The sequence below is a fragment of the Nitratireductor sp. B36 genome, from assembly GCF_020833685.1.
GTDB lineage: Bacteria > Pseudomonadota > Alphaproteobacteria > Rhizobiales > Rhizobiaceae > Nitratireductor.
Map to the genome: position 1 here is coordinate 339,291 of NZ_JACKZY010000004.1, position 14,691 is coordinate 353,981.

The 14,691-nt window shown below is 60.1% G+C and carries 11 protein-coding genes and 1 riboswitch; of the genes, 6 read left to right on the top strand and 5 right to left on the bottom strand.

All coding sequences use genetic code 11. The features are described from left to right. Position 1 precedes the first annotated feature (1 nt). Positions 2 to 1,192 carry an O-succinylhomoserine sulfhydrylase gene (locus tag H7H48_RS17925; protein ID WP_229450429.1) on the bottom strand — a complete coding sequence of 397 codons (1,191 nt, stop codon included), beginning with the start codon at positions 1,190 to 1,192 and terminating at the stop codon, positions 2 to 4. A gap of 49 nt (positions 1,193 to 1,241) precedes the next feature. Beyond that, positions 1,242 to 1,319: riboswitch (SAM riboswitch) on the bottom strand. An 83-nt stretch (positions 1,320 to 1,402) separates the two neighbouring features. Between H7H48_RS17925 and H7H48_RS17930 the strand changes: the two genes are divergently transcribed. Next, a complete protein-coding gene (locus tag H7H48_RS17930; protein WP_229450430.1) occupies positions 1,403 to 2,494 on the top strand; it encodes a 2'-deoxycytidine 5'-triphosphate deaminase in 1,092 nt (363 codons plus the stop codon). Positions 2,495 to 2,502: 8 nt separating this feature from the next. Here H7H48_RS17930 and H7H48_RS17935 read toward each other — a convergent pair whose 3' ends face one another. From H7H48_RS17935 to H7H48_RS17945, 3 genes are all read right to left on the bottom strand, one after another. Beyond that, entirely contained in the window at positions 2,503 to 3,300 is a 798-nt protein-coding gene (locus H7H48_RS17935; protein WP_229450431.1) for an ion transporter, read from the bottom strand. Between the two features lie 207 nt (positions 3,301 to 3,507). After that, entirely contained in the window at positions 3,508 to 5,388 is a 1,881-nt protein-coding gene (locus tag H7H48_RS17940; protein ID WP_229450433.1) for a PhoX family phosphatase, read from the bottom strand. Between the two features lie 193 nt (positions 5,389 to 5,581). Then, on the bottom strand, positions 5,582 to 7,561 hold the full coding sequence (locus H7H48_RS17945; RefSeq protein WP_229450435.1) for a TonB-dependent receptor domain-containing protein: 1,980 nt from the start codon (positions 7,559 to 7,561) through the stop codon (positions 5,582 to 5,584). 480 nt (positions 7,562 to 8,041) lie between these two features. Here H7H48_RS17945 and H7H48_RS17950 point away from each other — a divergent pair, with 480 nt between their 5' ends. Beyond that, the gene (locus H7H48_RS17950) at positions 8,042 to 8,863 is read left to right on the top strand and encodes a helix-turn-helix transcriptional regulator (RefSeq protein ID WP_370633424.1); all 822 of its coding nucleotides are present in this window, start codon (positions 8,042 to 8,044) and stop codon (positions 8,861 to 8,863) included. Here H7H48_RS17950 and H7H48_RS17955 read toward each other — a convergent pair. Next, positions 8,790 to 9,692 (bottom strand): LysR family transcriptional regulator, encoded by a 903-nt coding sequence (locus H7H48_RS17955; RefSeq protein ID WP_255664068.1) that lies wholly within the window; start codon positions 9,690 to 9,692, stop codon positions 8,790 to 8,792. The genes H7H48_RS17950 and H7H48_RS17955 overlap by 74 nt on opposite strands. A 110-nt stretch (positions 9,693 to 9,802) precedes the next feature. Here H7H48_RS17955 and H7H48_RS17960 point away from each other — a divergent pair, with 110 nt between their 5' ends. From H7H48_RS17960 to H7H48_RS17975, 4 genes are read left to right on the top strand one after another with little or no spacing between them, the layout of a single operon-like run. Further along, a complete protein-coding gene (locus tag H7H48_RS17960; protein WP_229450438.1) occupies positions 9,803 to 11,113 on the top strand; it encodes an FAD-binding oxidoreductase in 1,311 nt (436 codons plus the stop codon). Further along, a complete protein-coding gene (locus H7H48_RS17965) occupies positions 11,110 to 12,276 on the top strand; it encodes an FAD-binding oxidoreductase (RefSeq protein ID WP_229450439.1) in 1,167 nt (388 codons plus the stop codon). The genes H7H48_RS17960 and H7H48_RS17965 overlap by 4 nt, the downstream gene beginning before the upstream one ends. A gap of 26 nt (positions 12,277 to 12,302) precedes the next feature. Continuing rightward, on the top strand, positions 12,303 to 13,016 hold the full coding sequence (locus tag H7H48_RS17970; RefSeq protein ID WP_229450440.1) for an SDR family NAD(P)-dependent oxidoreductase: 714 nt from the start codon (positions 12,303 to 12,305) through the stop codon (positions 13,014 to 13,016). A 42-nt stretch (positions 13,017 to 13,058) separates the two neighbouring features. Continuing rightward, positions 13,059 to 14,600 (top strand): ABC transporter substrate-binding protein, encoded by a 1,542-nt coding sequence (locus tag H7H48_RS17975; protein WP_229450441.1) that lies wholly within the window; start codon positions 13,059 to 13,061, stop codon positions 14,598 to 14,600. The last annotated feature ends 91 nt before the right edge of the window (positions 14,601 to 14,691 follow it).

Here is a 14,691-nt window from a genome sequence, read left to right on the forward strand (position 1 = left end):
GCTAGATCGCATCGAGTGCCTGTTCAACGTCGGCGAGAAGGTCATCGCAATCCTCCAGACCGACCGACAGGCGCAGCGTGCCGTCGCCGATGCCCAGCTCGGCGCGTGCCTCGTCAGACAGATTCTTGTGCGTCGTCGTGGCAGGATGGGTAATCAGGCTCTTGGCGTCACCCAGATTGTTTGAAATCTGGAAGATTTTCAAAGCATTCTCAAAAGCGAATGCGTCCTTCTTGCCGCCTTTCAGTTCAGCGCAGATCAGGGTCGAACCGCCCTTCATCTGCCGGGCGATGATATCGGCCTGGGGGTGATCCTCGCGCCCCGGATAGATGACACGGGCGACCTTGGGGTGGTCGGCGAGCAGATCGGCGATGCGGCCGGCGCTTTCGGTTTGCTGGCGCACGCGCAGCGGCAGTGTCTCCAGCCCCTTGAGCAGCGTCCATGCGTTGAAGGGCGAAAGGCTGGGCCCGGTGTGGCGGAAGAAGTCCTGGAGTTGCTCGTCCACCCATTCCTTGTCCGACAACACAACACCGCCCAGACATCGGCCCTGACCGTCAATGTGCTTGGTGGCGGAATAGACGACCACGTGCGCGCCCAGTTCAAGAGGCTTCTGCAGGAGAGGAGTGGCGAACACGTTGTCGACAACGAGACGCCCGCCGATCTCATTCGCAAGGGCGGCGACACCGGCAATGTCCGCCACTTCCAATGTCGGATTGGTGGGGCTTTCAAGAAAGAAAAGCTTGGTGTTGGGGCGTATGGCCGCTTTCCAGTTTTCAAGCTTCGCGCCGTCGACAAGCGTTGTCTCGATCCCGTAGCGGGGCATCAGCGTTTCGACGACCCAGCGGCAGGATCCGAAAAGCGCGCGGCCGGCCACCACATGATCGCCTGCCTTGAGCGAGCAAAGCAGCGCGGCGGTGACAGCCGCCATGCCGGAAGACATGGCGCGCGCCTCTTCGGCGCCCTCCAGTGCACACATGCGGCGCTCGAACATGTCAACGGTCGGGTTGGCATAGCGGGAATAGACGAAGCCCGGTTCCTCACCCTTGAAGCGGGCTTCCGCCGCTTCTGCGCTGTCATAGATGAAGCCCTGCGTCAGATAGAGCGCTTCGGAGGTTTCGCCAAAATGCGAGCGTGTGACCCCGCCATGAACCAGCGCTGTCTGTGGTTTCCAGTCGTTCTCGGAATTCTCTGTCATCGCTTCTACACCCAACAAAAAACCGGCCGCGAAAAGCCGCATGCCGGTCCGGTGATCGAGCACGGCCTTTTAGCGACTTCTTTAACGTGGCTGCAAGCCGACCGGCCAAATCACCACGGGATAAAGCTCCATTACGCCCTCAAGCGCCTTGCGTCAACGACAAGCGGCGCTAAACCTCGTTCAAACAAAGCCTGTGCAAGGAGAGGGGCGTTGGCAAAAGCGGGAATTCTGCCGGACAAGGATATCGCGGCACTGTTCGACAATGGGGCGCTTGCCTCGGCCCGCCCGCTGGATCACGATCAAATTCAGCCGGCCAGCCTCGATCTGCGACTTGGCACCGTCGCCTATCGCGTGCGCGCCAGCTTCCTGCCGGGACCGAACCACCGCGTTTCGGAAAAGCTCGAGAAACTCAAGCTGCATGAGATCGCGCTCGGTGAGGGCGCGGTTCTGGAGACGGGCTGCGTCTATATTGTCCCACTGCTGGAGGGGCTCGATCTGCCAGACGGCATTTCCGCCTCGGCCAACCCCAAAAGTTCGACCGGACGCCTCGACATCTTTACCCGCGTGATGACCGATCACGGGCAGGAGTTCGACAAGATCCCCGCCGGCTATTCCGGTCCGCTTTATATGGAGGTGAGCCCGCGCACTTTTCCGATCGTGGTGCGCACCGGCTCGCGCCTCTCCCAGATCCGCTTCCGTACCGGCAAGGCGCTGCTCGATGAAAGCGCGCTGGCGGAGCTGCATGCGCGCGAGACGCTTGTTGCTTCGGAAGATCCCAACATCACCGGTGGTGGTATCGCGCTTTCGGTCGATCTGAGCGGTGGCGGCACCGGGCTGATAGGCTACCGTGCAAAACACCACACGGCGCTGATCGATGTGGACAAGCGCGATCAACACGACATCGCGGACTTCTGGGAGCCTTTGACCGGCGACGGTGCGGGCGGCCTGATCCTCGATCCCGACGAGTTCTACATTCTCGTGTCACAGGAAGCGGTGCATGTGCCGCCGCACCATGCCGCCGAGATGACGCCCTTCGATCCATTGGTGGGCGAGTTCCGAGTGCACTATGCGGGCTTCTTCGATCCCGGCTTCGGTCATTCCTCTGCCGGCGGCACCGGCAGCCGCGCGGTTCTGGAAGTGCGCAGCCATGAGGTCCCGTTCATTCTCGAGCATGGCCAGATCGTGGGCCGCCTCGTCTACGAGCGGATGCTTTCACGCCCTGATGCACTCTATGGCGCAGATCTGAAATCCAATTATCAGGGCCAGTCGCTGAAGCTTTCCAAACACTTCCGCATGGGCTGACGCAAAAATTAGCGCTTCTCTCGCGCCTTTTCCGCGGCCATTGCCTGCACTTCTTTGCGCAGGGCTCGAATCTCGTTGAGGATGATCTCCTGCTCGGCCTGCAGGGCGGTGCGCTCAGCCGATGCCTCTTCATCATGCTCGGCCTGCATCGCCGAGACGATGATACCGATAAACAGGTTCAACACCGTGAAGGTGGTCGAGACGATGAAGGGAATAAAGAAAAGCCAGGCGAGCGGATAGACCTCCATCACCGGACGGACGATGCCCATCGACCAGCTTTCCAGTGTCATGATCTGGAACAGCGAGTAGGCAGAAAGGCCTATCGTGCCGAACCAGTCCGGAAAGGAGGCGCCGAACAGCTTCGTGGCCATGACGGCGAAAACATAATACACCAGCCCTAGAAGCAGCATGATGGAACCCATGCCAGGCAGGGCCGAGATCAGTCCCCCGACCACACGCCGCAATGACGGCACCATGCTGACAAGCCGCAGAACACGCAGGATGCGCAGCGCGCGCAACACCGAGAGCCCGGCGGTCGCCGGAACAAGCGCAATGCCCACCACCACGAGGTCGAAGATACGCCACGGGTCGCGGAAGAAGTTCTGCCGGTAGACGACGAAGCGCGCGAGAAGCTCGGCGACGAAAACACCCAATATGGCCTGGTCCAGTGTTTTCAACAGTGGGCCAAATGCAGCCATGGCCCGTTCAGAAGTCTCAAGACCCAGCGTGATCGCATTGACGACGATAAGGGCAGTGATGACCGCTTCGAAACGGCGGGATTCGATCAGGCTTTTGAGCGCTTGCACGTTTGGGAGTCCGGTTGGTGTTTGGCAGAATTGAGCGGCACACAGGTGGGATGGAATCGGCGAAACGTCAAGCCGTTCGCGACAGTTCGGCCACAAAGTGCCTGCGATGGAGCACCGGCAAAGCGAGCGCAGCGCACTCGTTTCCCTGAACGAAAAGAGGCAGGAAGTGCGTCTTCCTGCCTCGTTCATCAATTGCAGCGTTTCGAGCTAGCCGATGACTTCACCGTCTTCCCGCCAGACGGAGATCACTGCCGAGCGTGGCTTTCCATTGCCGTCTGGCCAGCTGCCGCCGGGATGCTGGATGCCGACGAACGCAACCTTGCGGTCCGGCGACCAGGTAAGGCCGGTCACTTCTGCGCCGTTCGGAGCTGTGAGGAAGCGCGCGATTTCACCGGTTTCGGGATTGCCGACCAGCATCTGGTTGTTTCCTTGTCCTTCGAATTCACCTTCATTGCTGTCATCACCATCGGTCTGGATCCACAGCAACCCGTCCGAAGAGAACGCCATGCCATCGGGCGAATTGAACATGTTGCCTTCGTTCACATTGTCCGATCCGGCATAGACATTGTTATACGCCTTCGGATTGCCGGCCATGACGTAAAGATCCCAGGTAAACCTGTCAGCGCCATGGTCTTCCCCTTCCGGCCGCCAGCGAACGATCTGGCCGAAATTGTTGGTCTCGCGTGGGTTGGGCCCGCCCACCGGCTGTTCATCGCCGCCGGCATTGGCTTTCACACCGCGATTCTTGTTGTTGGTCAGGGCGCAATAGGCCTCGACCCGCAACGGATTGGCGGCAACCCATTCCGGACGATCCATCGTGGTGGCCCCGACCTTGGAGCCGGCGATACGGGAAAAGACAAGAATCTCCTCAATGGACATTCCAGTGCTTTCGGGTGTCAGTGGCAGCCATTCGCCGGTCATGTCATCGTTGAATTTGGCGACATAGAGTGTGCCGTCCGAAAGCAACCCGTCTGTGGGCTGGCCTTCGGCCCAGGTGCCGTTCGACACGTAGCGATAGATGAACTCGCCGCGCTCATCGTCGCCCATATAGACCACGACGCGCCCGTCGGCAGCCTGCACCATCTCGGCGTTTTCGTGCTTGAAGCGTCCGAGCGCAGTGTGCTTGACGGGCGTCGATTCCGGATCGAGCGGGTTGATCTCCGTCACCCAGCCGTGGCGGTTCGGCTCATTGGGTTCCTTGGACAGGTCGAAGCGTTCGTCGAACTTCTCATAGGCGTAGCGGCCTTCACCGCCGATGCCGTAGCGCACTTCGCCCTCCGTGGCCTCGCGTTCTGCCGTCGTGCCGAAATAGCCGTTGAAGTTTTCTTCGCAGGTCAGATAGGTGCCCCAGAGCGTCTTGCCGGAGCCGCAATTGTTCATGGTGCCTTTCGGCGAGCGGCCTTCCGGATCGGCATTGGTCTTGACCAGATCGGAGCCTGCTGCCGGGCCGTCCATGGTCATCGGCGTCTCATGGGTGATGCGGCGGTTATAGGGGCTGTCGAGCACCACGGCGTAGCCCTCGCCCCTGTCGGCGATTTCCAGCACTGTCACGCCCTGCATGTTCTTGAGGAGTTTCACCTCGTCGGCATTGCGAGGCATGCCTTCCGCTTCTGCGGGGAGATTGATTTCCGGGTTCACATATTCGGAATTGATGGCAAGGATCGTCTTGTCACCATCGACAAAGGTCTCCATGCCATCGGTGTTCTCACCGAACACCTTGTCCGACATTTCGACAGGAACTCCGGCCGCTGGCGAGTAGGCGCCTTCCGCATCCGTGAAGAGCGGGTCGCCCCAGCGAACGAGTGTTTTCCAGCGATATCCATTGGGAACGTGTATTTCGTGATCGGTCGCGATCCCGATCGGCTCGAATTTGAAAGCCGCGCCTTCAGCCTTTGCGGTTGAGGTGGAAGAAAGAACGCCGGACCCCATAACGGCGGCCGCAGAACCGAAGGCGAGAACACCACCCAGAAAACCGCGACGCGAGATGGCACGCTCCACCACGGCGTCAAAACCATTGTCCTCAGGGCGCGGATCGCGCATCTCGTCGAATTCGTCCCATGACAGGCGAACGATATCCTGCTTTTTCATCACGGCAGTCCTCTGGCTGTTTGGCTGGATTGAGCCGCCGATGGCGGCATCTGCCGTTATCCGTAGCGAATGCATGCGACAGGATTTTTACAGGGCTGTGTCCGGATGGTCGACCTGAAGGCCGAAAAGGGAAGGGCCAACCATTGCGCTGGCCGGCCCCGGTTTCAAGGTTTCTGTTCTGCTCTCGGTGAGGTCAGAACTTTACGGCGGTGTGGAATGTGAAGGTGCGACCTGGCGCATACACGGGTTCGATCCCGCCACGGTTCGAGCTTGCGGCAAAGCCGGTGCGCTCGAAATAGGTTTCGTCGAACAGATTTTCGACGCCGACGCGAATGGTCATGTTTTCATAGGACGGCGGCGTCCATTCGGCATAGGTGTTGACCACCGTATAGGCGGGCTGATCGTAAAACCCTTCAGCCGTGGCATAGGCATCGGAGATCTTCCCCGCCCAGGCCAAGGATGCGCCCAGCTTCAGATTGTAGTCCGGAATGACATGGTCGATATAAAGCGTGGCCATATCGCCAATCGGCATGAAGGTACTGCTGTTGGGAAGGGCGGTATTGTCTCCGGTCGTCACCTTCGCCTTTGTGAACGTTGCGCCGATCTTCGTGTTTTCCCAGCGATATCCGGCATTCAGCGTCACACCACGCGAGCGTGACTCATCGGGAGAATTGTGCAGCGTGCCGCCCGTTCCCCACTCATAGACGGGCAGGCCGTCAATGCGTGTGTCGAAGAAGGTCACGCCGGCGTTCCAGTTCTCGCCTCCGAAATTCGCCCCCACTTTGAGGTTCTGCGCCGTGCCGGCGCTGAAGCCGGGGGCTGTGGTGAAACTGTCGTCGCGGGCGTGCACATAGCCATAATCGCCGATCACATAGCCCAGCCAGGTGCGCGAGGCACCGGCAAACACCTCGAAATGGTCGTTGAACTTATAGGAGACCGTCGCGTTCACGCTGGCACCGCTGTCGGAGAACTTTGTGTCGTTCCAGTCGGTGAAGCGATGGCCGTCATAGCGCACGCCGGTCGACAGGTTGAAGCCGTTGTCGAATTCGAAGCGGCCCTGCGCGAAGGCGCCGAGCTGAAAGGTCGAGAAGTCGCGGTATCGGCGGTCATTGTTGCCGTAATTGTCGGTGAAATAGCCATGCCGGCCGAAATCGACACCCGCCGTGATGTTGCCGCTGTCGAAAGTGAAACGGTTCTGGACCTTGCCGCCGAACAGGTCTTCATCCAGCGCCATATTGCCATTGGTGCGGTCCTGATAGTTCGGCCGCCAATAGTTGTTCTCGCTGTAATAGACCATCACCTCCGGATCCCACATGTCGGTGGGTGCCGTTGTGGTGTATTTCAGGTTCACGGCATCCCGCGCCACTTCGAGCGGATGCACCGTGTCGCCGGCCAGCCCCATGTTCATCTTGATCAGGCGATCAGCCTTGTCGCGGCTGCGCTCATAGCCCAGCTCGAGGCGATGACCTTCTGCTTCATAGCCGAGTTTGGTGAGAATGTTGCGGGCCGCGGGCTCGGTGCCGAGGATTTCCAGCCCGTCGCCGTTCTCGTAGTTCTTGCCCGTTGCGCCGTGCGTCATCACGAACCAGTCGAACCCTTCGTGTCGGCCATAACCGGCGGCACTGCCCGAGAAGCCCCGGCCGTTGGTGCCATAGGAAAGTCCGAGCCTTGCACCGAGGTTCTTTCCCTCTTCAAGGAGATCGAGTGCACCGACGGTCTCGTAGCGGATCGCACCGGCTGCCGCGCCAAAGCCGGAATCGGCGGCGGCGGCACCGGCTTCCACCTCCACCTGCTTCAGGAATACGGGGTCGATGACGTTTGAACCGGTATGGTGCCAGCTTGTTGCGGTCTGCGGCACGCCATCCACGCTGACGGCAAGGTGCGACTGTTCCATGCCCAGAACGTGGATACGCTTGGAAGGGCCGCCGCCGCCCGAGACGCTGATCGAGGATTCACGCGAAAAAAGCTCCGAGGTATTGCTGGGTTGGAGGGTCTCCAGGTCTTCCCTCGTTACAACCGTGCCGCCCGTCGCTTCGATGTTTTCCTTGCCGTCGCTGATGACGGTGATCGTGTCGAGGACAGTGGTTGTCTGGTTGCCGTCCTGTGCCTGCAATGCGGAAGCCATCGCAAGCAGCGAGACACCGGTAAGCGGCAGTATCCGCGTAAACGTCATTTTTGTTTCCCTGTTGATCCCCGGCCGGAAAGCGCTGGGCTCCGGCTTGGCAGCCAATGGTCTGATGCAGCAAAGGGTCGATAAGAGACGAAGCGTCGGTATCGTGCCTGCGCAAGCAGACACACCGTTTCGCGATCCCACCGGAATGAGCCCCTTGCTCGCGAACTTCTCAAGCATCGTGCTGGTGCCGGTCGCTTGTTTCAGGCCTCAGCCTTGCTTCTCGCACCCGTACAGCTTAATCTTGAGAAGATTGGTCATATATATGTCTGACCTCAAAAACGTGTCGAGCCGAAAGAGTTTGTCAGGAACTGCAATCTCTTAGGCTCAAACGGCATTGTGCCGGTCGCGATGTCGGTCGCGCCGTGCCGGTGTCAGGGTCTTTGAATGCAGTACACATCACAGGAACTTTTTGTTGGTGCCCTGGAGGGGGTGCCCAACTGCACCTCCGATACGCGTGAGCTGAACATCTGGCCGAAATTCATGTTGATGGTGCTGTTGCAGGGCGCCCAGCACTTCGTGATCGATGGCCGACATTTTGAGATCGACGCGGGCACGGAGGCGGAGCGCTCGCCGACAGTGTTCATGCTCAATATCGCAAAGGACAGCCGGTTACGCTTCTTCAATGACAGCGAGACACCGCTGCGCAAGGTGATGATTTCTGCACCGCTGCCCTGGCTTCAGCGTCTGTTTGAGGTGCAGGATGAAGCGCAACAATCGGTCCTTCGGACCTTCTTTTCTCAGCATCTTGCCCATTTTGCCTTTGAGCCGGGGCAACACATCGTCCAGTCAGCCCAGAAGATCATGCAGCCGCCGCCAGCCCTGCAGGGCGAGTTGTGCTCCCTCTATCTGAGAGCTCAGGGGCTTGATCTGATGTGGCAGTCCCTGTTGACGATGCTCGCGGAAAAGCATGAGCTTCTTCCTGCGCCGACGCTCATCAGCCTGCGGTATTGTGAGCGTGCCCGCGATTTCATAGCCGGCAATCTGGATCGGGAACTCACCATAGGCCGCATCGCGCGTGAGGTCGGCTGCAGCACCTCCACGCTGCAACGGCATTTCAAGATGCACTTCGGCATGACAGTCTTCGACTTCATTCGGCAGAAACGCCTGGAAGCTGCTCGCGCGGCCCTTGCGCAGGATGGAATCCCGATCGCGCATGCAGCGTATTTGGCCGGTTACAACAACATTTCGAGTTTCACGACGGCTTTTCGCAAGGCATATGGCATGACCCCTAGTCAGGTTCGTGCCGGTGTGCCTCGGCCAGACGCTCAAAGATCTCCACCAGCGCTTCACACTCCGGGCTGAGCTTTTCTCCGATCGGCTTGATAACCGAGTATTCAAAGCGCTCTTCAGTGTTGAGAGGACGGACGATACCCCCGGCGCGCTCATGTTCCTCGGCGGTGAATGGATCGACGATCCCCACGCCCAGGCCGCGCCGCACCAGAGCGGCAATGACGATGGAAAGATAGCTGCGCATCTTCATCACCGGCGGCTTGCGCATTCTTGCAAAGCGTCGGTCGAAACTGCGGCCGGTCATGGTGGAATCGACAAAGCCCACGAAATCCAGGCCCGACAAATCCTCTATTTCCACCTCCGCCTTCTCGCCCAGGAAATGTCCGGCTGGAGCGATGAAGCGGTAGGGCAATGCGCCGGTTCGCACCACATCGATCTCCGACTTGTGCTGGGTCGGAATACCGAAGCCGATCTGGCATTGCCGCAGCGCGACTTGTCGCACCACAGGCAGCGTGGTCATCGAGAAAAACTCCGCTCGGAACTCGGGCCGTAACTGGTGGAGTTCAGCAACGGCCTGTGGCAACGCTGCCTGGGCGAACGCCGGTGCTGCAGCGATGCTCAGCGTGGCACGTTGCCCGCGCTTGATCTGTTGGGCCGCCCGCTCGATATGCTTCAATCCGGTGAAGCTGCGCTCAACCTCCATCCAGAATTCATGCGCGGCCGGTGTCGCAACAATCCGACCGCCGTGGCGGGTAAAGAGCCGCAGATCGAGCCGTTCCTCCAGTTCCCTTATCAGGCGGCTGACGGCTGGTTGTGAGATCAGAAGTTCTTCTGCAGCCCCGGAAACACTACCGGTGCGCATCACTTCGCGAAAGGCTTCCAGAGATCGTGGGCTGAGCATTTGGCTATAAGTTTTTCTGATAGAGATGGAATAAATCCTTATTTGCCTTATAGCCGCTTCAGCCGTTCACTGACAGGATAATTCCATCCGGCCATGTGAGGGGCATGAAGGTGAACGGTACCAGCTCCCAGGGGAGGATTGATCCGTCCCCCGTTCCAAATCAAACCGAGATTGTGGTTATCGGTGGCGGTATTGTTGGTGTCACGGCGGCTATTCATCTGGCCGAGCGGGGCATTCCGGTCGTCCTGTGCGAGAAGGGGCGCATAGCCGGCGAGCAGTCCTCGCGAAACTGGGGCTGGATCCGCAAGACGGGACGCGATCTACGTGAACTGCCGTTGATGATCGAGAGCGCGCGTCTTTGGGCGCGGATCGTCCCGCAGCTCGACACGGACATCGGCTATGGCGTGCGCGGCACCACCTATCTCGCGGAAAATGACGCCGAGTTCGAACCCCATGAGGCGTGGTACGAGGCAGCAAAGCCCTTTCAGCTCGACACGGTTCTTTTGTCTTCAGCCGAGACGGATCGGTTTCTCGGCCGTGGTGACCGCCGCTTCCGGGGTGCCATCCACACGCCCTCGGATGCAACAGCTGAACCTGCGCTTGCTGTGCCGGCAATGGCTCGATATGCAAAGAAATGCGGTGTTACCGTCCTTGAAAACTGCGCGGTTCGGATGGTGGAAAGAGCCAATGGCGCGGTTGTCGGTGTTGTCACCGAACATGGTGAAATAGCGTGTAAGTCGGTCATCCTGGCCGGCGGCGTGTGGTCGCGCACATTCCTTGAAAATCTCGGGCTGAATCTGCCGCAGCTTGCCGTCAAGTCATCTGTATTGCGAACAGGCCCCGCGCCGGAGATCGTGTCCGGCGGTCTGGGTGCTGCGCGTGCTTCCGTGCGGAGGCGGCTGGATGGCGGTTACACGATTGCGCGCAGCGGTGCCGCCGAGTTTCAGCTCATTCCGGCAGCGTTCCGTCATTTTGGCGCATTTCTGCCCGTGTTGCGGGATCGCTGGCGCATCATGACAATCAAGGCCGGGCGGGATTTCTTTGGCCCGCTCGGAACGGCCCGTTGGCGGGCCGATGAGGAAACCCCTTTCGAGCGCGTCCGGGTCTTTGATCCGAAGCCGGACCCACGGCTCATCAACAGCGTGATGAATGCGGCGAGAGAGTTGCATCCGCAATTGGCTGATGCCCACCCGGTCGAGACTTGGGGCGGGATGATCGACGTTATGCCAGACGAAATTCCTGTTCTGGATTCACCGCCGGGATGGCAGGGGCTCCTGATCGCAACAGGACTATCCGGCCACGGTTTCGGCATCGGCCCGGGCGCGGGCCTGCTTGCCGCGCAGATGACGACAGGCGAAACGCCGGTGGTGGACCCGAAACCGTTCAGCCTTTCCAGGTTCTCTAGGAGAGCGGTGGCATGAGCGCAGCCGATGTCCTCGTCATCGGGGCAGGTATAACGGGCGCGGTCGCGGCCCTTGAGCTTGCGGAGATGGGCGCGCGGGTGGAAGTGGTCGACCGTTACGGCCCTGCGGCCATGGCATCGGGCTGGACGCTGGCCGGTGTACGGCAGTCCGGTCGACATCCAGCCGAGCTCCCGCTGGCCCGGGCTGCTGTGGCGCGTTGGCAGGAACTGGATCACAGGCTGGAAGCTAAGACGCATTACCGCCAGGAGGGAAATCTGCGCCTGGCGCGCAGCGACGCCGAAGTGGAGACAATAAAAGCGCTGGTTGCCGATCAGAAGGCGGCCGGGCTCGACATAAGTTTTCTGGCCGACAACAGCGCGGTCCGCGCCATGGTGCCGGCCCTTTCGGCGTCTGTGCGGGCTGCTTCCTGGTGCCCGACGGATGGCCACGCAGATCCGGTTGCCACGGTGAACGCCTATCTGCGGCTGGCGGAGCGAAAGGGCGTGAAAATTTCGACGGGGGAGGTCGTCCAGCGTCTGGTGGTGAACGGAGCGAAAGTCAGCGGTGCCGTTACCCGGAACAGGGAGATATCGGCTGGGGCGGTTCTTGCGGCTCCAGGCATCCTGGTCAATAGGCTTCTGGAACCGCTTGGCCACGCCATCCCGTTGCAGCATCCGCTTGTCACGGTCCTGCGCAGCGCGCCCTGCCCACCGGTGGTTGCGCCCGTGCTCGGTGTCGCCAACGCAAATATGGCGGTGCGACAGGAGGCCGGGGGCCATCTAAGGGTGACGAGCGGCGCGGAAATCTGGACGGGCAAACTTGATGAGAAGGATGGCAAGCCTGTGGCGCGAACCTCCATGGGAAAGATCCAGGAGACGATCTCCCGCGTTTCCCACGTGTTGCCGGTCTTTGCCGATGCCGAGATCGAAAGCGTTTGGGGTGGGGTGCTTGATCTCACTCCGGACGCTCTGCCGGTCATCGATGCCGTGCCTGGCGTCGACAATCTGGTGGTGGCGGCAGGGTTTTCCGGTCATGGTTTCGGTATCGGGCCGATAAGCGGCCTGCTCGCAGCCCAGCTTCTCCTGAACCGGCCGCCGGAGTTGGATATCAGTGCCTTTGGATTTGGCCGTTTTTCGAACCTTTCTCCAAAGGATCACGCTGCACTGACATTGCATGGTTGAGAGGGAAATGATGAGGGGAGACAGAAGTGCTTGATCCAGCAGGCCGTGTGGTGATGGTTTCCGGTGCCAGCAGGGGGATTGGCAGGGCGCTGGTGGAAACACTGCACGCAAAGGGATACGCGGTGAGTGCCGGCGCGCGGGATGCGGCGTCGCTGGAAGCCGCTTTCACCCACCTTGCCGGAGACCGGCTGCTCTGCGCCCGGTATGAAGCCGGCGACCGGCAGACACATGCGGACTGGCTGGCGGCGACACTGGAAAAATTCGGCCGCCTCGATGCTCTGGTCAACAACGCAGGCACCTCCAACACATTTTCCATCGAAATCGGCGAGGAAGCGGACCTTGATGCGCTCTGGACAATCAATGTGAAGGGCCCTCTTTTCCTCACCCGTGCCTGCCTTCCGCATCTCAAGGCGTCTGGAAGCGGACGCATCGTCAATGTGGTCTCGCTTTCGGGAAAGCGGGTCCGCAACGAAAACATCGCCTACAATATGACGAAGCATGCCATGATGGCGCTGACACACGGCACGCGCCGCATCGGCTGGGAGCATGGCGTGCGCGCAACCGCGCTTTGCCCGAGCTTCGTTGCAACCGATCTCACCGCGGGCGTCACGAAGGTGGCGCGCGAGGAGATGATAGAGCCCGGCGACCTTGCCGAGCTTGCTGCTACGGCGATCGCCCTGCCGAACACGGCAGCGATGGCTGAAATGCTGGTGAATTGCCGGCTCGAAGACACGCTTTAGGGAGCACGTCACGACAGATCGAAACTCGAAGAGGTGGAACCAATGAAAAGAACAATCGGAACGACATTGATAAGCCTGCTGATGGCAGGCAGCGCGCTTGCCGCGGGCGAGACCTTGAACATCGGCATGGGAAGCGCCGATGCGGGCAAGCTTGATCCGCATGTGGCAACATCCACACCCGACAAGGGCCTTTTGCACTGGATGTTCAACGGCCTTGTGCGGATCAAGCCTGGTGAGGCAAGCCCCGCCAATATTGAACCCGACATCGCGGAAAGCTGGACGGCGTCGGAGGACGGACTTACCTGGACCTTCAAGCTGCGCGAGGATGTCGAATGCCACGGCGATTACGGCCCGCTTGACGCTGAAGATGTGGTCTATTCGCTCAATCGCTCGGCAAATGCGGATGTCTCGGCCTTCGCCAAGGACTACACGGCGTTCGACAGTGTCGAGGCAACGGGTGACTATGAAGTCACGATCAAACTCAAGAACCCGGTTCCAAGCCTCCTTGGCATGCTCGTGCCCTATCATGGTGGCAACATCGTCTGCAAGGACGCGGTCGAGGCACTGGGTGCGGATTTCGAACGCACGCCCATCGGCACCGGGCCCTTCATGTTCGATGAATACCAGCCGCAGCAATATGTGAAGCTTGTGGCCAATCCCGAATATTTCCGCGGCGAACCCAAGATCAAGGAAATCTACTACCGCTACATCCCCTCGGATGCTTCGCGTGACCTGGCGTTCCAGTCGGGTGAGATCGATATGATCTACGGCAAGCAGGATCAGACCTGGGTCGAGCGCATTTCGAAGATTCCCGGCACGAAAGTGGCGGTGATGAAGCCTGGCGAAATGTCCGTCATCCATCTCAACATGACGATGCCGCCGCTTGACGATGTTCGTGTCCGCCGCGCCGTGGCCCATGCGGTCAACCGTGATGCGATGGTTCAGTTCAAGGGGCCGGACGTGACGCTCGCGGCAGTATCGCCTGTTCCGGAAGGTTATCTCGGCTTCACCGACGATGTGCCGACCTACGAATATTCCATCGAGAAGGCCAAGGCGCTTCTTGCCGAGGCGGGCCACCCCGATGGCGTGACCATCAAGGCGATCCACACCACCCTCCCGGGGATGATCACCACGATGGAAGCCATTCAGGCTCTTCTGCGTGAGGCGGACATCAATCTTGAGATCGAGACCGTCGAGCACGCGACCTTCCACGAGCAGATCCGCAAGGATTTGAGCCAGGTGACCCACTATTCGGCAGCGCGCTTCCCTGTTGCCGACACCTATCTGACTCAGTTCTTCCACTCCGATTCCATCGTCGGCACACCGACGGCGGTGACCAATTTCTCCCATTGCGCGGTGGCAGATGACGAGATCACCGGTGCCCGTGTGGCGACGGATCCGGAGAAGCAGCTTGAACTGTGGGCGGAAGCACAGCGCAAGATCATGGATGAGGTCTGCGCCATTCCGATTGTGCAGAGCCTCCAGCTCTGGGCGTGGAAAGACACGCTTGATCTCGGCGTGGAAGTCAACGGTTCGCTCAATCTGAGCCCGCCGGTGACCGAAGCAGCCCACTTCACCGAATAGGGAACGGTATCGCGCCGATCCCGATGATCCGGCCCGCCCCTTGCCTGTTTCCACATGGCAGGGGGCGGAGCATCGCCGGTTTGGCTTCGGC

Coding starts and splice junctions, on each gene's coding strand:
- H7H48_RS17925 (WP_229450429.1), bottom strand. CDS start 1,192: ATGACAGAGAATTCCGAGAACGACTGGAAACCACAGACAGCGCTGGTT.
- H7H48_RS17940 (WP_229450433.1), bottom strand. CDS start 5,388: ATGAAAAAGCAGGATATCGTTCGCCTGTCATGGGACGAATTCGACGAG.
- H7H48_RS17945 (WP_229450435.1), bottom strand. CDS start 7,561: ATGACGTTTACGCGGATACTGCCGCTTACCGGTGTCTCGCTGCTTGCG.
- H7H48_RS17950 (WP_370633424.1), top strand. CDS start 8,042: ATGTTGATGGTGCTGTTGCAGGGCGCCCAGCACTTCGTGATCGATGGC.
- H7H48_RS17955 (WP_255664068.1), bottom strand. CDS start 9,692: ATGCTCAGCCCACGATCTCTGGAAGCCTTTCGCGAAGTGATGCGCACC.
- H7H48_RS17965 (WP_229450439.1), top strand. CDS start 11,110: ATGAGCGCAGCCGATGTCCTCGTCATCGGGGCAGGTATAACGGGCGCG.
- H7H48_RS17975 (WP_229450441.1), top strand. CDS start 13,059: ATGAAAAGAACAATCGGAACGACATTGATAAGCCTGCTGATGGCAGGC.